Consider the following 17,026-nt stretch of genomic DNA (forward strand, 5'->3'; position numbering starts at 1 on the left):
CCGCGTCCCGCTCCCACCCGGCCAAAACCACGCGCAGCTCATCGACCATGCCCTGATTCAGCGAATTGATCGCCTCAGGCCGATTCAACGTCACAAAACCCACACCGTCTTCAACGCGGCGCAAAACCTCGTCCGTCACCCGCGTCGTCTCCCCTCGGTGAATGCCACGTGAATCCCTGGTCGATCGCTGGTCAGGGCCTGACCAAGCAATCTAGATCGTTACCCGCATGGGAGCGCTCGCGGGTAAGGTTTATTTCGAGTAGGTCCGGCCGCGCATCACGTAAAGCCTCCGCTGGGAACCCGGCTGGACTACGGTTCGTTGATTACTTGTTCGCACAGCGCGAAGTCACAGTTCAAGAGAGGATCCGACGGTGCGGGAGACTAGTAACCCGGTATTTCGCTCGTTGCCCAAGCAGCGCGGCGGATACGCGCAGTTCGGGACTGGCGTCGCAGGCGCCGCGACCCAATATGGGCATCAGGCGGACCCCTATGCTCCGTATGTCGACCAGCGGGCTGGCGTTTCCCGCCCGCTGACCATTGACGACGTCGTCACCAAGACTGGGATCACCCTGGCGGTGCTATCGGCTGTGGCTGTCGTTTCCTACTTCATGGTGCAGGCCAATCAGGCGCTGGCTGGCCCGTTCACGTTCATCGGAGCCTTCGGTGGGCTGGCGTTGGTCATGATCGCCACCTTCGGGCGCAAGCAGGACAACCCGGCCATCGTGTTGACCTACGCGGGGCTGGAGGGGCTGTTCCTTGGAGCCATCTCCTTCCTGCTGGCCAACTTCTCGGTTTCGACCACCAATGCCGGTGTGCTGATCGGACAGGCGATCCTGGGCACGCTCGGAGTTTTCGTTGGGATGCTCGTCGTCTACAAAACCGGCGCCATCCGGGTCACCCCGAAGTTCACCCGGATGATCGTTGCCGGCATCTTCGGTGTGGTCGTCCTGATGCTCGGCAACCTGCTGCTGTCGATGCTTCCGATGAACCACCACGAGGGCTTAGGCCTGCGCAGCGGCGGCACGTTGGCGATTATCTTCTCGCTGGTGTGCATCGGCCTGGCGGCGTTCAGCTTCCTGATCGATTTCGACGCTGCCGACCAGATGATCCGCGCCGGGGCTCCGGAGAAGGCGGCCTGGGGTATCGCGTTGGGCCTGACCGTGACGCTGGTCTGGCTCTACATCGAGATCCTGCGGCTGCTGAGTTATCTACAGAACGACTAGAGATCGAGAAAGCCGGCACGTGCGCACGTGCCGGCTTTTTCATGTGTAAAGCCTGCGGTCAGCTAAGCCGCTCGATCACCATCGCCATGCCCTGACCGCCGCCGACGCACATGGTCTCCAGGCCGAACGTCTTGTCGTGAGTGGTCAGGTTGTTCAGTAGCGTGGTTGCGATGCGGGCGCCGGTCATGCCGAACGGGTGGCCCAGCGCGATCGCACCGCCCGACACGTTCAGCTTGTCCTCGTCGATGCCCAATTCGCGGGCCGAGCCGAGTACCTGGACCGCGAAGGCCTCGTTGATCTCGAACAGATCGATATCTTTGATCGACATGCCGGCGTGCGCCAGCGCCTTCTTGCTCGCCTCGATCGGTCCCAGGCCCATGATCTCCGGGGACAGGCCGCTCACGCCGGTGGCCACCACGCGCGCCAGCGGCGTCAGGCCGAGTTCTTTGGCCTTGGTGTCGGTGGTGATCACCACCGCGGCGGCGCCGTCGTTCAGTGGGCAGGCATTACCCGCCGTCACCGTGCCGTTGGGCCGGAACACCGGTTTGAGCTCACTGACCTTCTCGTAGGTTGTTCCCGGTCGCGGACCGTCGTCCGTGCTGACCGTGGTGCCGTCGGGAAGGCTGACCGGTTCGATCTCGCGCTCGAAGAACCCGCTCTTGATCGCCTCCTCGGCCCGGTTCTGGCTGCGCACCCCCCAGTGGTCCTGGTCTTCGCGGCTGATTCCGGTAAGTATGGCGACGTTTTCGGCAGTTTGACCCATCGCGATGTAGATATCGGGCAGCGCCTCGTCGGAGCGGGGATCGTGCCATTCGTCGGCGCCCTCGGCCGCGGTGGCCGTGCGTTGTTCGGCGTCGTCGAATAGTGGGTTCTTGGTGTCCGGCCAGGAGTCCGAGTTGCCCTTGGCGAATCGGGAGACCGTCTCCACGCCCGCGGAAATGAACGCGTCGCCTTCACCGGCCTTGATCGCGTGGAAGGCCATCCGGATGGTCTGCAGCGAGGACGAGCAATATCGGTTGACGGTGGTGCCCGGCAGAAAGTCGTAGCCCAGTTCGATGGCGACGACGCGGGCCATGTTGAAGCCTTGCTCACCACCGGGCAGGCCGCAGCCCAAGATCAGGTCGTCGATTTGGTGCGGGTTGAGCGCGGGCACCTTGTCCAGTGCGGCACGCACCATCTGCGCCGCCAGGTCGTCGGGCCGCATGCTGACCAGCGACCCTTTCATGGCGCGGCCGATCGGCGAACGGGCGGTTGAGACGATGACGGCTTCCGGCATGACGGCTCCTCGGTGGGTGTGGTCTCGCTCGACCGAATCTAGCCCGCGGAGGAGCCGGGCGATCTAGCCGGGGGCAGGTATGACGATGGGTGCCGGCACGCCGGTGGTAGGCCGTGGCCACAGCCGCGAGATTAGCCGGCGCGCCAAGTAGCCAGGACCGGCCTCGGTGGCGGTCGCCGACGGCAGGGCCGACTCGCCGGCCCACTCGCCGAGCGCCTGGCACAACGCCGGCAGCAACTGGCTCGCGGCGAGCGCGTATCCGGCCGCCGATGGATGAAACTGATCGTCGGACAGCATCAATTCGGGCGCATGCCGAAACTCATCGTTGACCAATGAGGCCAGCGGCACTGGCACGCCGCCGGCCGACCTGACGGCCCCGGCCTGGGCACGGGCGAGCCGCAGACCCCGGGTGCGTACCGTCCAGCGCAGCGGCTGCGGGATGGCTTTGACGACCCCGAAATCGGGGCAGGTGGCGACGACGACCACTGCGCCGCTCGCGCACAGCCGCCGCGCCGCTGCGCCGAGCCGTCGTGCCGAGGCGCCGATGCCGTTGAGCGCCGTGACGTCGTTGGCGCCGATCAAGATCACCGCGGCGTCCGGCGGCGGACCGGCCACGAACATGGCGTCCACCTGGCCGGACAAGCCTTTGGAGGTGGCTCCGACGATCGCTTTGGTGCTCAACCGGATGCGTTTACCGCTGCGGTCGGCGAGTCCGCGCGCGATCAGCACACCGGGAACTTCGTCGGCGATGCGACAGCCGTACCCGGTTGCCGTCGAGTCGCCGAAGATCATCAAGTGCACGTCGACGGGCATCCCACGTTCCCAGCGCTGCACCGGACCGCCACCCGGGGCGTAGACGCCGTCAGCTCGCGGCGGGACGTCCCAAGATTTCGGGATGACGCTGCGCGCTTGCGCGGCTTGGCCGATCAGCAGGTTGCGTGCGCCCAAATAGGCAGTGCCGGTCGACGCCAGCGCACCTGCTGCGGCCAGCGCAACCATCGAACCCCGCGGCGGGCGAAGTACCACGTGATCAGTTTATGTCGGCGGCGGCGGGTGTTCTTGAGAGCCGAGGGCAGACACGATTACGGGACGGATCAGTTCTGGTATCGAATCAGACTCTTTGATTGTTGAAGTTCTAAGAAGTGTCAAGCTAAGTTTGCGAGGTTGGCTGAGTGCTAGGTCGGGTACACCTCACGATGACACAGGTTGAACCGGTCGCTCCGCTACTTCGTAGACATGCTGTATCGCACTACAACGGTGTAGGAGTGTTGAGCATGACCGCACCTAGCAAGGTTTCGGGCGCGCCCCGCAATGTAATTGGCCGCCGTGATGCGTTGCGGGCTCGCAAGTTTCCCGTCAGCGACGGCGTGCCCGTCGAGGTCGTCGAAAGCGGCCCCAGCCTTCCCGGGATGATCGCAGCGCTGGCATGCCGTCTCACGATCCGGCCGGTTTTGGCCGTGGGCAGCCACATTCCGCACATGCCGTGGCCGTTCGGCCTCATCGACTTCGCTTCACGGGTTTTGCTTCCTGCCCCTGGAACTATCCGCGCGACAGTGGAATTGCCGCACGCTACGGCGCAGCTGGTTCGTGCGCCCGGCGTGCTGCCGGCCGACGGCAAGCGACGGGTGGTGCTCTATCTGCACGGCGGCGCGTTTTTGACGTGTGGGGTCAACTCGCACAGCAGGATTGTTAACGCATTGTCGAAATACGCCGATTCTCCGGTGCTGGTGGTCAATTACCGGCTAATTCCGAAGCATTCGGTCGGCATGGCGCTGGACGACTGCCACGATGCCTACCGCTGGCTGCGGCTGCGTGGATACCAGCCCGAGCAAATCGTGTTGGCCGGCGACTCCGCCGGTGGTTATCTCGCTCTTGCACTGGCCCAACGGCTTCAGCAGGTCCACGAGGAACCGGCTGCGCTGGTGGCGATTTCGCCGTTACTGGAGCTGGCCAAAGAGTCCAAGCAGGCGCATCCAAATATCAAAACCGATGCGATGTTCTCGTCGAAGGCGTTCGATGCGTTGATCGCGCTGGTCGCCCAAGCGGCAGGCAAGCACACTGTCGACGGAAAGCCGGAGCAGCTCTACGAGCCGCTCGACCACCTCGAGTCGGGGCTGCCGCGGACGCTGATCCACGTGTCGGGATCCGAGGTGTTGCTCCACGACGCGCGGTTGGCCGCCCGCCGACTGGCGGCGGCAGGGGTGCCGACCGAGGTCCGGGTCTGGCCCGGCCAGATACACGACTTCCAGCTCGCTGCACCGCTGGTGCCCGAGGCGACGCGCTCGCTGCGGCAGATCGGTGAGTACATCCGCGAGGCCACCGGCTAGTGCCTGCGCGCGGCGTCGCAACACCTGAGACGATGGACGCATGCGGATCGCGCGACACATCAGTGAACTCATCGGGAATACTCCACTAGTTCAGCTGAACTCGGTCGTGCCGCCTGGCTCGGGCAGGGTCGTCGCCAAGGTCGAGTACCTCAACCCGGGCCTCAGCAGCAAGGACCGCATCGCGGTGAAGATGATCGACGCCGCCGAGGCCAGCGGCCAGCTGAAGCCGGGCGGCACCATCGTCGAACCGACCTCTGGAAACACCGGCGTCGGTTTGGCGTTGGTAGCCCAGCACCGCGGTTACCGGTGTGTGTTCGTCTGCCCCGACAAGGTCAGCGAGGACAAGCAGAACGTGTTGCGTGCCTACGGTGCCGACGTGGTGGTATGCCCGACGGCGGTGCCGCCCGATCATCCGGACAGCTATTACAGCGTGTCCGACCGCCTGGTCGACGAAATCGACGGTGCCTGGAAGCCCGACCAGTATTCCAACCCGCAGGGGCCGGCGAGCCACTACGAGACCACCGGCCCGGAGATCTGGGCCGACACCGACGGCCAGGTCACCCATTTCGTCGCCGGTATCGGGACCGGCGGGACGATCACCGGCGCCGGTCGCTACCTCAAGGACGTCTCGGATGGAGCCGTGCGGGTCATCGGAGCCGACCCGGAAGGTTCGGTGTACTCCGGCGGCACCGGCCGGCCTTACCTCGTCGAAGGAGTAGGCGAGGACTTCTGGCCGGCGGCCTATGACCGCAGCGTCCCCGATGAGATCATCGCGGTGTCTGACTCCGATTCGTTCAACATGACCAGAAGGCTGGCCCGCGAGGAGGCCATGCTGGTCGGTGGCTCGTGCGGGATGGCGGTGGTGGCCGCGCTGAAGGTGGCCGAGCAAGCCGGGCCCGACGCGCTGATCGTGGTGTTGCTGCCCGATGGTGGTCGCGGCTACATGTCGAAGATCTTCAACGACGCCTGGATGTCGTCGTATGGGTTCCTGCGCACCAGGCTGGACGGCTCGATCGAACAGCCGACGGTGGGCGACGTGCTGCGCGGGAAGACTGGCGCGTTGCCTGACCTGGTGCACACCCACCCGTCGGAGACGGTGCGCGATGCGATCGGCATCCTGCGCGAGTACGGGGTGTCCCAGATGCCCGTCGTCGGCGCCGAGCCACCGGTGATGGCCGGCGAGGTGGCCGGCAGTGTCTCTGAGCGCGAACTGCTTTCGGCCGTCTTCGAGGGCCGCGCCAACCTGGCCGACGCCGTTGGGATGCACATGAGTCCGCCGCTGCCGATCATCGGCACCGGCGAACTCGTCGGCTCGCTGGCCAAGACGCTGCGGGACTTGGACGCCGTCATGGTCGTCGAGGAGGGCAAGCCGGTGGGGGTCATCACCCGGTACGACTTGTTGGGATTTCTCTCCGACGGCCCGCGACGCAAGTAGCCGGACGGCCAACAGGCAAATTACTTTGGGTAGCAAACCACCGCGCTGGTTGGGTGGCTCGGGGGCGGCGGTCGACGGCAGCCGAACATCGCGCCCGGCCGAACGTTTCCTCGCTGCCGCGTGCTTGGCGGAGTTCTCGGATAACCTAGTGCCGCTTAGTGCAGCAAATCGTTTGCAAAGGGAAGCCGTTCATGACCGACCAACCGCCCCCGCCGCCGCACGGTGGTGAGTACCCACCGCCGCCCCCGCCCTCGGGCGGGTATGCGCCGCCACCGCCCGGGCCTGCGATTCGCGGCCTGCCGAAGCAGGCCTATACGCCGTGGCTCACCCGGGTCGGGGCATACCTGATCGACTCCTTGCCGTTCGCGGTCATCCTTGGCGTCGGTTGGCTGGTGCTGCAGAACTCGGTCGACAGCGCCTGTCTGACCGACATCACGCAGTACGACGTCGACCAGATCTGCTCGATCGGGTACTCCACGGTGGGTGTGACGGTGATGTGGGGGGCAGTGCTGGTCGGGCTGGTCTATGTGGTCTGGAACTACGGCTACCGTCAGGGCGTAGGCGGATCGAGCATCGGTAAGTCGCTGCTCAAGTTCAAAGTCGTCAGCGAGAACACCGGAGAGCCAGTCGGTTTCGGAATGTCCGTGCTGCGCCAGATCAGCCACGTCGTCGACGCAGTGCCTTTCTGCCTCGGCTACCTGTTTCCACTCTGGACCGCCAAACGCCAAACGCTGGCTGACAAAATCATGGCGACGGTTTGCCTGCCACTTGATCAGACGGCGCCAGACGGGACGGCCGAATACGGGTACTAGATCACGGACACCACGGCGGGATCGGACAGAAGTTGAGGCCCGGCGGCGGTGGAGGCGGTGCTGGTGGCGTATCGCCCTCAAAAATGTTCTGAGCGACATTGCCCTGCCCAGGCCGGACGTACCAATAAGTGTGGCAGACGTTGGTGTCCCACACGACGGGGTTCACCCGAAGGTTGCCGGTCTGCACCGGAGGATCGCCGGGGCACCAGTGACATGGCCCGGCCGGATGGTCCTCTGGGCAGCCGGGCCAGGATTGCGGTGCAGGACCGGGATGGGCCTCGGCGCTACCTGCGCCCACCAGCCCCGCGACATTGCCCCAGAGCAGCGCAGTCGCGGCCAGTCCCAAGATCAGTCGCTTCATAAACCTGGATTGTGGTCTCCGGCAGCTTCCGCACATCGGGAATAGTCCGTATTCGCAACGCTCGTTGCCCTGCCGCGCGTCCGAGCTGACCTGATCATGATCGCTAGGCTGATCGTCGATGAGTGAACACTTCGATAACGCCGGGCTGGCCACCAAGGCCATCCACGCCGGCTACCGACCTGATCCGTTGACCGGCGCGGTCAACGCCCCGATCTACGCCAGCAGCACCTTCGCCCAGGACGGCATCGGTGGTCTGCGCAGCGGATTCGATTACGCGCGCACCGGCAATCCGACCCGCGCCGCGCTGGAGACCGCGTTGGCCGCCGTCGAGGACGGCAGGTTCGGCCGGGCGTTCGGTTCCGGCATGGCAGCCAGCGACTGTGCGCTGCGCGCGGTGCTGCGCCCCGGAGACCATGTGGTGATCCCCGACGACGCCTACGGCGGGACATTCCGGCTGATCGACAAGGTGTTCACCGGGTGGGGTGTGCAGCACACCCCGGTCGCATTGGCTGATCTTGACGCGGTCCGCGCAGCAGTCAACCCCCGCACCCGGCTGATCTGGGTGGAAACACCTACGAACCCGCTGCTGTGGATCGCCGATATCGCGGCAATCGCTGAGCTTGGCGCCGAGACTGGCGCGAAAGTGTTGGTGGACAACACGTTTGCCTCACCGGCGTTGCAGCAGCCGTTGACCCTCGGTGCTGACATCGTGTTGCACTCGACCACCAAGTACATCGGCGGCCATTCCGACGTGGTGGGCGGAGCCCTGATTACCAACGACGAGGAGTTGGACGCGGCGTTCGCGTTCTTGCAGAACGGGGCCGGTGCGGTGCCGGGCCCGTTCGATGCGTACCTGACCATGCGCGGCCTCAAGACGCTGGTGCTGCGGATGCAGCGGCACAGCGAAAACGCCGCTGCCGTCGCGGAATTCCTCGCAGGGCATGCGTCGGTGAGCGCGGTGTTGTACCCGGGTCTGCCCACGCACCCCGGTCACCAGATCGCGGCCCGGCAGATGCGAGGGTTCGGCGGCATGGTGTCGGTGCGGATGCGGGGCGGTCGCAGTGCCGCCGAGGCGCTGTGCGCCAACACCAGGGTGTTCATCCTGGCCGAGTCGCTCGGTGGTGTCGAGTCGCTGATCGAGCATCCCGGCGCGATGACCCATGCGTCGACCGCCGGTTCCCAGTTGGAGGTGCCGGACGACCTGGTGCGGCTGTCGGTCGGCATCGAGGACATCGCCGACCTGATCGCCGATCTCGAACAGGCGCTCAGCTAGCGCCGCTTCGCGGGGCCAGCGCCTGACGGATGGCCGCCGTGGTCACAGCCAGGTTGACCTCGGCCAGTTCTGGTTCGGACTCGCGAACCCAAGTACCGCTGGCGATGTCACCCGCCCGGCTGAGCACCCACTCCCAGGCGCGATCGTTGAGGCTGAGCACCGCGCTCAGGCCGTCGACGGTGTGCAGCAGCGCGATCAGTGCCGCCATCGCGGGATCGGGTCTGGCCTGATCCAACAACACCGACATGAGCGTCGCCCGAATCTGGTCGACCCGAGTCCGATCGAGCAGCGGCCACGCATATACCCGCTTGAAGCCTCTGAAGCCGTTGCCCTGCAGTCGAACCCGGTGGATGTGACCGCCAAGCTCCAGCTGCGACAGCACGACGCCGGTGGTCTGGCGGCGCAGTTTTGCGATCGCCGCAGCCGGACTCATCGGGCGGCGCAGCAACATCTGCAGCGCCGGCGCGACCACGGGATCCGTTGGCTCCGGCCCGATCAGCGCGACCAGCCGTCCGGCTTGCACCGGTTCGCTGTCAACCGCCGGCCGGATGCGGCAGGCATGCGCCAAGTCCAGCAGCACCGCGGCGGACAGGACACGCCCCTGGCGGGCCCGGTCCAACGCCGGCTGCGCTGACGCGTTGTCGAGCAAGAGCAAGGCCAAGTCCTCGGCGATGCGCGCCATCAGCCGATTTGATCCCGCCCTTGTCCGCGACCGGTGCCCTGATCAGGCGTGGTAGGGCTCCGCGCTGACCAGCGTCACCTCGACGGTGTTGCCGTTGGGCACGGTGTAGCTGCGGGTCTCACCGACCTTGGCGTCAATCAGGGCCCCGCCCAGGGGTGAGTTCGGGGAGTAGACCTCGAGCTTGCCGTCGTTGATGCCCTCCTGGCGGGTGGCGATCAGGAACATCTCGTTGTCGGACTTGTCGCCGTTGTAGTAGACCTTCACCACCGAACCCGGCAGCGCGACACCGGACTGCTTGGGGGCCTCGCCGACCTTCGCGTTGTTGAGCAGGTCCTGCAGCTGACGGATACGGGCCTCTTGCTGGCCCTGCTCCTCGCGGGCGGCGTGGTATCCGCCGTTCTCGCGCAGGTCGCCCTCCTCGCGGCGATCATTGATTTCCGCGGCGATGACCGGACGGTTCGCAATCAACTGATCGAGCTCAGCCTTGAGTCGGTCATGTGACTCTTGGGTCAACCAGGTCACCTGCGTGTCCGTCATCTCGTCGTGCTCCTTGTGTCGGTTCCGCGGCATCCGCGTCGCTAAATTGTCCGTCTTGCTGCCCGGTGGTTCCACCGCGTGTACTGCCGACCCCAGTAGTCGGGCGTACCCCCTGCACGCCACACATGCCCGCTAAAGCAGCAATACACGGTCCCTGCTGGAACCGTGCATCCGAACAGCTTACCACCGCCGGCCCGCGCGCCGTTCACATTTTGGCAGTTCGGCGTTTGCCCGGGGTTGCCGAAAGCCCGTGGGGTCAGGGCGCGCGCAGGTAGGCCGGCACGTCGGCGCCGCAGCCGTAAACGTCGCCCATCACCGGCGGCTTGCTGGACTTGACGATCGTCGTCACCTGGACCGTTGGCTCGGCTGCCGGGGGAACCAGCACCTCACGCCGGCCCGTCTCGCTGCCGTCTTTCGCGCGCACCCGCACGATGCAGTCAACTGGCCGCGACGGGTCCAATCGCGTCACGCTGATCGTTACCGACACCGTCTCCGGGTCGATCAACCGATAGCCGGCCAGCGTGCCCTCGACATCGCTGCGGCCCAGCCGTTGGTAGCCGATGAGGGCGACGACGACGCCGGCGGCGACACCCAGCACAGTAAGGACAACGATGACACGGCGCCGCGACGCGCGGGGCAATCGGCCACGCCCGTAGCGGGTCGGCGGCGGATGCGGTGAACCTTTGGTCATGTGTCTCGCGGTACGTGCCGGGTGATCAGGTTTCGGGCGCGGGCACCCGGGATGAAACTATTAGGACTGGAACTATAGGTCGACATACCAGGCCCAGCGAACAAGAACCAGCACGCGGGAACAGGGAGCACGTGAACGAACTGCGGTTGATGGCGGTGCATGCCCACCCGGACGACGAGTCCAGCAAGGGCGCTGCCACCCTCGCCCGTTATGCCGATGAGGGCCACCGCGTGCTGGTGGTGACCCTTACCGGAGGCGAACGCGGCGAAATCCTCAACCCGGCGATGGACCTGCCCGAAGTACACGGACGCATCGCCGACATCCGCCGCGACGAGATGGCGAAGGCAGCCGAAATCCTCGGCGTCGAACACACCTGGCTGGGCTTCGTCGACTCGGGGCTGCCGAAGGGGGATCCGCCGACGCCGCTGCCCGAGGACTGCTTCGCACTGACCCCGCTGGAGGTGTCCAGCGAAGCGCTGGTGCGGGTGGTGCGCGAATTCCGTCCGCACGTGATGACGACCTATGACGAGAATGGCGGCTACCCGCACCCCGACCACATCCGCTGCCATCAGGTTGCGGTCGCGGCATACGAGGCCGCCAGTGACTATCGGCGATTCCCGGACGCAGGCCCAGTGTGGACAGTGCCCAAGCTGTACTACAACCACGGATTTTTGCGACAGCGGATGCAGTTGCTGCAGGATGAATTCGCCAAGAACGGCCAGCAGGGCCCGTTCGAGAAGTGGCTGGCGCATTGGGATCCCGCGCACGACGTGCACGCCGACCGAGTGACCACCCGGATCGAGTGCTCGGCGTATTTCAGTCAGCGTGACGACGCGCTGCGTGCACACGCCACTCAGATCGATCCCAAAGGGGATTTCTTCGCGGCGCCGATCGCATGGCAGCAGCGGCTGTGGCCGACCGAAGAGTTCGAGCTGGCGCGCTCACGTGTGCCGGTGCGTCTTCCCGAGACCGATTTGTTCGCCGGACTCGAGGCGGAGCAGTGAACCAGTTTGCGCTTGCCGCGATCCGGGTGTGCGCCGACGGCGGGCCGCAGCGCAGCGGACCGGATTTTGGCAAAGCCAGCCCAATCGGGTTACTGGTGGTGGTGCTGCTGCTGATCAGTCTGGTGTTTCTGGTGCGCTCGATGAACCGGCACCTCAGGAAGTTGCCTGAGTCCTTCGACCCCCAGAATCCTGGCCCGGATCAGGCCGTCGACGACGGGACGCTCGGCGCTGACGAGCCGCCTCAGGACCATCCCGACGATCGCTTCCCCCATGAGCCCGGCGGGTAACCTGCTCGCCGGGGCGGCCAGCCCCTACCTTCGCCAGCACGCCGACAATCCGGTGCATTGGCAGCAATGGTCGCCACGGGCGCTGGCCGAGGCCGCCGAACGCGATGTGCCGATCCTGCTGTCCGTCGGCTACGCCGCATGCCACTGGTGTCACGTCATGGCCCACGAGTCGTTCGAGGACGACGACGTGGCCGCCGCAATGAACGCGGGGTTCGTCTGCGTCAAAGTCGACCGTGAGGAGCGACCCGACATCGACGCCGTCTACATGAATGCCACCGTCGCGCTCACGGGGCAGGGCGGCTGGCCCATGACATGTTTCCTGACGCCCGACGGGCGCCCATTCTACTGTGGCACCTACTATCCGAAAGCCGCTTTTCTGCAGCTGCTTTCGGCGGTGGGCAGTACCTGGCACGATCGCCGCGACGAGGTCGAGCAGGCCTCCGATCACATCGCAAGCGAACTGCAGTCCATGGCTGGGGCACCCCGGGGGCAGCCCTCCAGCGGCCCGGCGGTGGCCGCGTCGCTGTGTGACGACGCCGTCGCGACCGTGCTGCGCGACGAGGACACCGCGCGCGGCGGTTTCGGCGGCGCGCCGAAATTCCCGCCGTCGGCGTTGCTCGAGGCGCTGCTACGGCACTGGGAGCGGACCGGTTCGCCGGATGCGCTGGACACGGTTCGCCGTACCTGCACCGCGATGGCCCGCGGCGGAATCTACGACCAGCTGGCTGGCGGGTTTGCCCGCTACAGCGTCGACAACGCCTGGGTGGTACCGCATTTCGAGAAGATGCTGTACGACAATGCGCTACTACTGCGTGGCTACGCGCACTGGGCCCGCCGCACCGGGGATGAGTTAGCGCGCCGAGTCGCCGGCGAGACGGCACGTTTCCTGCTCGACGAGCTGGCCGAGGCCGGCATGTTCACCTCGTCGCTGGACGCCGACGCCGACGGCCGGGAGGGTTCGACCTACGTCTGGACGCCCAGCCAACTGGCAGAAGCGCTCGGAAGCGACGACGGGCATTGGGCCGCTTCGGTTTTCGGCGTTACTGAGACGGGTACCTTTGAAGCCGGCGCGTCGGTGCTGCAGTTGCCGAGCAACCCGGACGACCCGAGTCGGTTCGAGCGCGTCCGGACCGCGCTGCTGGCCGCCCGGCTCACCCGGGCGCAGCCGGGCCGCGATGACAAGGTCGTCACCGCCTGGAACGGACTGGCCATCACCGCGCTGGCCGAGGCGAGTGTGGCGTTGGCCGCGCCGGAGTTGGCCGACGCCGCCGCTCGCTGTGCGACGGCGCTGGTCGAGTTGCACCTGGTGGACGGCAGGCTGCGCCGGGCCAGCCTGGGCGGGCGGGTCGGTGAGAGCGCCGCGATCCTGGAAGATCACGCCATGCTGGCCACCGGGCTGTTGGCGCTCTACCAATTGACCACCGACGTTGCCTGGCTCACGACGGCCACCGACCTGCTCGATATTGCGTTGGCGCACTTCGCCGATCCCGACCGGCCTGGCGGCTGGTTCGATAGCGCCGACGATGCCGAGCAGCTGCTGTTGCGGCCCGCCGACCCGTTGGACGGGGCGACGCCGTCGGGCGCATCCGCGATCGCCGAGGCGCTGTTGACCGCGGCCCATCTGGCCGGCGCGGGGCGGGCCGACCGCTACCGGCAGGCGGCGGCTGACACGCTTCAGGCACACTCCCCGTTGCTGGTCCGCGCGCCGCGCGCGGCCGGGCATTGGTTGGCGGTCGCCGAATCCGCGGTGCGCGGACCGTTGCAGATCGCGGTCGCCTGTGCCGCGCCGGGGTCGTCGTTGCTGGCCGACGCGCGTCGACTCGCGCCCGGCGGGGCGATCGTCGTCGGTGGCCAAGCGGGGTCGTCGGAGCTGCTGGTCGGCCGCGACCGGGTGGCCGGTGCCGACGCGGCCTATGTGTGCCGCGGCCGGGTCTGCGATCTGCCGGTCACCACGGCCGACGACTTGGCGGCGGCGCTTGCCCGGTGACGCTGCAGGTGGCCGGCAACGAGGCGGCTTTCCGCGTCACGCAGCTTTAGCGTTTAGCGCGCAATCGCTAGAACACCGCGAACCAAATCGCGATGTAGTGGCAGATCGCCGCCACCGCGGTGCAGGCATGGAAGAACTCGTGGTAGCCGAACGTCGTCGGCCACGGGTCGGGCCAGCGCAGCGCATACAGAATTCCGCCGATGCTGTACAACGCGCCGCCCACGGTCAACAGCACCATCGCGGCCACCCCGGCGTTGTGCAGGATCATCGCGATGTAGAACGCCGACACCCAGCCGAGCATCAGATACAGCGGAACACCGACCCAGCGCGGCGCGCTCGGCCAGCACATCTTGAGCAACACCCCGGCAAGTGCACCGCCCCACACGATCCACAGCACCAGCGTCCCGGCGTCATGCGGCATCGCCAACAACGCGAACGGCGTATAGGTGCCGGCGATCAACACGAAGATCATCGAATGGTCGAGCCGCTTCATCCGGGTGCGGGCCTTCGTTGATTTCCAGGTGACCCGGTGGTAGATGGCGCTGACGGTGAACATCCCGACCACGGCGCCGGTGTAGACGAAGGTCGCCAGGCCGGCTTTGAGTCCGGCCAGCGGCCAGGACACCGATATCAGCGAAGCGCCGGCGGCGACCGCGACGATGGCCGAAACCAGATGGATCCAGCCGCGTGCCCTCGGCTTGGTCAGCACCTCGACGGCCTTGGCCGGCCCCAAAAGGCCGGGTGTGACAACCACATCGGTCTCGCGGCTCAATATCCCTCCCTAATCCCTCCGCGCCTTTGCGGCCGGATCGCTGGTATGCGGTGCCGCCCACAGTAATCTGGATCCCTGTGGAGATCATTCCGCCGCGTCTCAAGGAACCGCTTTACCGGCTCTACGAGTTGCGGCTGCGGCAAGGCCTGGCGGCAGCCAAACCCGCGCTGCCCCGCCACATCGCGGTGCTGTGCGACGGCAACCGCCGGTGGGCACGCGACGCCGGATACGACGACGTCAGCTACGGCTACCGGATGGGCGCGGCCAAGATCGCCGAGATGCTGCGCTGGTGCCAAGAGGCGGGCATCGAAATGGCAACCGTCTATTTGCTTTCCACCGAAAACCTGCGCCGTGATCCCGCCGAGCTGGCTGCGCTCATCGAGATCATCACCGACGTCGTCGAGGAGATCTGCGCGCCGGCCAACCGCTGGAGTGTGCGCACTGTCGGGGATTTGGAGCTGATCGGCGAGGAGCCCGCGCGACGACTGCGGGACGCTGTCGAGGGCACCGCATCCAGCGCAAACTCAGGCTTCCACGTCAACGTGGCGGTGGGGTACGGCGGCCGCCAGGAAATCGCCGAAGCCGTCCGTGCACTGTTGAGCAAGGAGATCGCCAACGGGGCCAGCGCCGAGGATCTCGTCGACGCCGTCACCGTCGACGCGATCTCAGAGAACCTGTACACCTCCGGGCAGCCCGATCCCGACCTGGTCATCCGCACGTCGGGGGAGCAGCGGCTGTCCGGGTTCCTGCTGTGGCAAAGCGCCTATTCGGAGATGTGGTTCACCGAGGCGCACTGGCCCGCGTTTCGCCGCGTTGACTTCTTGCGCGCATTGCGCGATTACAGCCTGCGCCATCGCCGTTACGGCAGCTGAGGCATCTGACGGCGTGTCACACTGGGAGCATGGCTGCGCTGTCGGCGTTGGTGTTTTCGCTGAGTTGGTGGCTGGGGCTGTATCTATTGGCCCGGGGTCCGCGCAAGCCCGTGCTCGCATTGGCGGCGGTGGGACTGTGCAGCTTTGCCACGGCGGTCGCGCTGGATGCGATACGGCTCGTCACCCAGTCCGTGCTGCTCGGCCACGTCGAGATCTACCTGGTCGCAGTTCCCGGCGTGGCCTGGTTCGCGGTGCTTGTCGAGCTGGCCCGGCCCTGCGACGGCGGGCGGGCACGCACCGGTGAGGTGTTGCTGGTCGGTGTCGTCGCTGCGCTGACGTTGGTCGGCGCGACGCTGGCGGGCAGCGTGAACGGGCCGCTGCGGCTGGGCCACCTGGTGATGTTCGCGGTGATCTCGGCGTCCACGCTGGGCGCGCTGGTCGCCGCCCTGAGACGTCCGTCGCAGCCGATCCCGGTGGTCGGGCTGGTTGTGATCGCGACGTTGTTCTTCGCGCTCAGCAACGCCATCCTGATTATTCCGCTGGGCGTGGTGCCCAGCTGGCTGGCGTTGGCGTCGACCGGGTGCGACGTGCTGGCGCTGGGTGTGGCGGTGGCGCTGTGGGACGCGTTCGACGAGGGCCAGGCGCTGCGCGCCGACATGCTGCGCTCATTCACCGGCACCGGCGCGGTGGCGGTGCTGCTCGGCGGCCAGATGCTGATCGGCATCGCGTTGACCCCGCAGCAGACGACCGCACAGACCGCGCTGACGGTGCTGCTGTTCACCAGCTTGGCGATCGCAACCTCCGTGCAGGTACTGGCCGACCCGTTGGCCGGGCTGCTGGACCGGCTGGTGTTCTCGCGATCCCCGATGCTGCGTGCGGACCGGGAGACGTTGCGGCGCACGCAATCCGCGCTGCCGCTGCGGTCGGCCGATCCGCTCGACGACTTCGACGATGACACCTTCGCCCGGCTCACCCGCCGGGCGCTGGGCCACTACGGCGACCTGTCCAAGCTGGTCGCCAGCCCACTGACCGGGTTGCCGGCCATCGACGAGCGGCTGGCCGCGCGCGGGGCGCCCGACCAGCCGCTGGAGCGGGCGATCGAGCTCAAGGCGCTGCTCGCGGACCGCATCGCGCGGCTCAAGCCACGCGACGGCGGCGACTTCGGCACCACCGAACAGTGGCGCTACTACAACTCGCTGTATTTCCCCTATGTCGTAGGTGTGCGCGCATACGCGCAGAACGCCACCGCCGCCGGCCTGGACGCCACCGCCCGGCAGGCCTGGCAGTGGTTCGTCACCGAGGTGCCGCAGCGCTCGCTGCACAACTGGCAGAACGCCGCGGCCAAGCTCATCGCCGCCGATCTGCGCGGCCGGGTGGCCGTCTCCAGTTAGCCGAGAATCCTGACTTAGTCGCGCTAGGCAGGGAATACGTGGCCTAGATCACTCAGTTGACCCGCATATGGCAGTGCTTGGCAGTGCCACGCGTCG

Annotated in this window: 17 protein-coding genes and 1 pseudogene; 10 read left to right on the plus strand and 8 right to left on the minus strand. The window is 66.7% G+C overall.

Going from position 1 to position 17,026, the window contains the following annotated elements; all coding sequences use genetic code 11:
* On the minus strand, positions 1-163 hold a 163-nt coding region (locus tag VEI45_RS07300; protein ID WP_414687421.1), incomplete at its 3' end, for an enoyl-CoA hydratase/isomerase family protein.
* Between the two features lie 208 nt (positions 164-371).
* On the opposite strand from VEI45_RS07300, the gene VEI45_RS07305 reads away from it, so the two are divergent.
* Positions 372-1,223, plus strand: a complete 852-nt coding sequence (locus tag VEI45_RS07305) for a Bax inhibitor-1/YccA family protein (protein ID WP_324851672.1) — start codon at positions 372-374, stop codon at positions 1,221-1,223.
* Positions 1,224-1,281: 58 nt separating this feature from the next.
* Here the strand turns inward: VEI45_RS07305 and VEI45_RS07310 are convergent, their stop codons facing one another.
* The gene (locus VEI45_RS07310) at positions 1,282-2,499 is read right to left on the minus strand and encodes an acetyl-CoA C-acetyltransferase (protein ID WP_324851674.1); all 1,218 of its coding nucleotides are present in this window, start codon (positions 2,497-2,499) and stop codon (positions 1,282-1,284) included.
* A gap of 63 nt (positions 2,500-2,562) precedes the next feature.
* Positions 2,563-3,498, minus strand: a complete 936-nt coding sequence (locus VEI45_RS07315) for an SGNH/GDSL hydrolase family protein (RefSeq protein ID WP_414687422.1) — start codon at positions 3,496-3,498, stop codon at positions 2,563-2,565.
* Positions 3,499-3,773: 275 nt separating this feature from the next.
* On the opposite strand from VEI45_RS07315, the gene VEI45_RS07320 reads away from it, so the two are divergent.
* The 3 genes and pseudogenes from VEI45_RS07320 to VEI45_RS07330 form a co-directional block, all read left to right on the plus strand.
* Positions 3,774-4,826: an alpha/beta hydrolase gene (locus VEI45_RS07320; protein WP_324851677.1), complete on the plus strand. Its 1,053-nt coding sequence runs from the start codon at positions 3,774-3,776 to the stop codon at positions 4,824-4,826.
* A gap of 40 nt (positions 4,827-4,866) precedes the next feature.
* Positions 4,867-6,261 carry a cystathionine beta-synthase gene (locus tag VEI45_RS07325; RefSeq protein ID WP_324851679.1) on the plus strand — a complete coding sequence of 465 codons (1,395 nt, stop codon included), beginning with the start codon at positions 4,867-4,869 and terminating at the stop codon, positions 6,259-6,261.
* A gap of 203 nt (positions 6,262-6,464) precedes the next feature.
* Positions 6,465-7,073 (plus strand): annotated as a pseudogene (locus tag VEI45_RS07330) (RDD family protein); the annotation flags it as partial.
* Position 7,074: 1 nt separating this feature from the next.
* Here VEI45_RS07330 and VEI45_RS07335 read toward each other — a convergent pair.
* The gene (locus VEI45_RS07335; protein WP_324851681.1) at positions 7,075-7,434 is read right to left on the minus strand and encodes a hypothetical protein; all 360 of its coding nucleotides are present in this window, start codon (positions 7,432-7,434) and stop codon (positions 7,075-7,077) included.
* A 118-nt stretch (positions 7,435-7,552) separates the two neighbouring features.
* Here VEI45_RS07335 and VEI45_RS07340 point away from each other — a divergent pair, with 118 nt between their 5' ends.
* Positions 7,553-8,707, plus strand: coding sequence for a cystathionine gamma-synthase (locus tag VEI45_RS07340; RefSeq protein WP_324851683.1), 1,155 nt, complete (start codon positions 7,553-7,555; stop codon positions 8,705-8,707).
* On the opposite strand, the gene VEI45_RS07345 is transcribed toward VEI45_RS07340, so the two are convergent.
* The 3 genes from VEI45_RS07345 to VEI45_RS07355 form a co-directional block, all read right to left on the minus strand.
* Complete coding sequence (locus tag VEI45_RS07345; protein WP_324851685.1) at positions 8,700-9,389, minus strand: GOLPH3/VPS74 family protein; 690 nt, start codon at positions 9,387-9,389, stop codon at positions 8,700-8,702. The genes VEI45_RS07340 and VEI45_RS07345 overlap by 8 nt on opposite strands.
* A 42-nt stretch (positions 9,390-9,431) precedes the next feature.
* Positions 9,432-9,926 (minus strand): transcription elongation factor GreA, encoded by a 495-nt coding sequence (gene greA / locus VEI45_RS07350; protein ID WP_324851687.1) that lies wholly within the window; start codon positions 9,924-9,926, stop codon positions 9,432-9,434.
* A gap of 256 nt (positions 9,927-10,182) precedes the next feature.
* Positions 10,183-10,617: a DUF4307 domain-containing protein gene (locus VEI45_RS07355; protein WP_324851689.1), complete on the minus strand. Its 435-nt coding sequence runs from the start codon at positions 10,615-10,617 to the stop codon at positions 10,183-10,185.
* Between the two features lie 131 nt (positions 10,618-10,748).
* On the opposite strand from VEI45_RS07355, the gene mca reads away from it, so the two are divergent.
* From mca to VEI45_RS07370, 3 genes are read left to right on the plus strand one after another with little or no spacing between them, the layout of a single operon-like run.
* The gene (gene mca / locus VEI45_RS07360) at positions 10,749-11,621 is read left to right on the plus strand and encodes a mycothiol conjugate amidase Mca (protein ID WP_324851691.1); all 873 of its coding nucleotides are present in this window, start codon (positions 10,749-10,751) and stop codon (positions 11,619-11,621) included.
* The gene (locus VEI45_RS07365; protein ID WP_324851693.1) at positions 11,618-11,908 is read left to right on the plus strand and encodes a hypothetical protein; all 291 of its coding nucleotides are present in this window, start codon (positions 11,618-11,620) and stop codon (positions 11,906-11,908) included. The genes mca and VEI45_RS07365 overlap by 4 nt, the downstream gene beginning before the upstream one ends.
* Entirely contained in the window at positions 11,892-13,895 is a 2,004-nt protein-coding gene (locus tag VEI45_RS07370) for a thioredoxin domain-containing protein (protein ID WP_324851695.1), read from the plus strand. Before VEI45_RS07365 ends, VEI45_RS07370 begins: the two co-directional genes overlap by 17 nt.
* A gap of 67 nt (positions 13,896-13,962) precedes the next feature.
* Here VEI45_RS07370 and trhA read toward each other — a convergent pair whose 3' ends face one another.
* The gene (trhA, locus tag VEI45_RS07375; protein ID WP_414687419.1) at positions 13,963-14,667 is read right to left on the minus strand and encodes a PAQR family membrane homeostasis protein TrhA; all 705 of its coding nucleotides are present in this window, start codon (positions 14,665-14,667) and stop codon (positions 13,963-13,965) included.
* 77 nt (positions 14,668-14,744) lie between these two features.
* Between trhA and VEI45_RS07380 the strand changes: the two genes are divergently transcribed.
* Complete coding sequence (locus VEI45_RS07380) at positions 14,745-15,539, plus strand: (2Z,6E)-farnesyl diphosphate synthase (RefSeq protein WP_324851696.1); 795 nt, start codon at positions 14,745-14,747, stop codon at positions 15,537-15,539.
* A gap of 29 nt (positions 15,540-15,568) precedes the next feature.
* On the plus strand, positions 15,569-16,930 hold the full coding sequence (locus VEI45_RS07385; protein WP_324851698.1) for a hypothetical protein: 1,362 nt from the start codon (positions 15,569-15,571) through the stop codon (positions 16,928-16,930).
* The last annotated feature ends 96 nt before the right edge of the window (positions 16,931-17,026 follow it).

Origin of the sequence: Mycobacterium sp., assembly GCF_035623875.1 — a bacterium.
Classification (GTDB): Bacteria; Actinomycetota; Actinomycetes; order Mycobacteriales; family Mycobacteriaceae; genus Mycobacterium.

Excerpts from the sequence above, each read along its gene's own strand:
- VEI45_RS07310 (WP_324851674.1), bottom strand. The coding sequence starts at position 2,499 with ATGCCGGAAGCCGTCATCGTCTCAACCGCCCGTTCGCCGATCGGCCGC.
- VEI45_RS07315 (WP_414687422.1), bottom strand. The coding sequence starts at position 3,498 with ATGGTTGCGCTGGCCGCAGCAGGTGCGCTGGCGTCGACCGGCACTGCC.
- VEI45_RS07320 (WP_324851677.1), top strand. The coding sequence starts at position 3,774 with ATGACCGCACCTAGCAAGGTTTCGGGCGCGCCCCGCAATGTAATTGGC.
- VEI45_RS07325 (WP_324851679.1), top strand. The coding sequence starts at position 4,867 with ATGCGGATCGCGCGACACATCAGTGAACTCATCGGGAATACTCCACTA.
- VEI45_RS07335 (WP_324851681.1), bottom strand. The coding sequence starts at position 7,434 with ATGAAGCGACTGATCTTGGGACTGGCCGCGACTGCGCTGCTCTGGGGC.
- VEI45_RS07340 (WP_324851683.1), top strand. The coding sequence starts at position 7,553 with ATGAGTGAACACTTCGATAACGCCGGGCTGGCCACCAAGGCCATCCAC.
- VEI45_RS07345 (WP_324851685.1), bottom strand. The coding sequence starts at position 9,389 with ATGGCGCGCATCGCCGAGGACTTGGCCTTGCTCTTGCTCGACAACGCG.
- greA (WP_324851687.1), bottom strand. The coding sequence starts at position 9,926 with ATGACGGACACGCAGGTGACCTGGTTGACCCAAGAGTCACATGACCGA.
- VEI45_RS07355 (WP_324851689.1), bottom strand. The coding sequence starts at position 10,617 with ATGACCAAAGGTTCACCGCATCCGCCGCCGACCCGCTACGGGCGTGGC.
- VEI45_RS07370 (WP_324851695.1), top strand. The coding sequence starts at position 11,892 with ATGAGCCCGGCGGGTAACCTGCTCGCCGGGGCGGCCAGCCCCTACCTT.
- VEI45_RS07385 (WP_324851698.1), top strand. The coding sequence starts at position 15,569 with ATGGCTGCGCTGTCGGCGTTGGTGTTTTCGCTGAGTTGGTGGCTGGGG.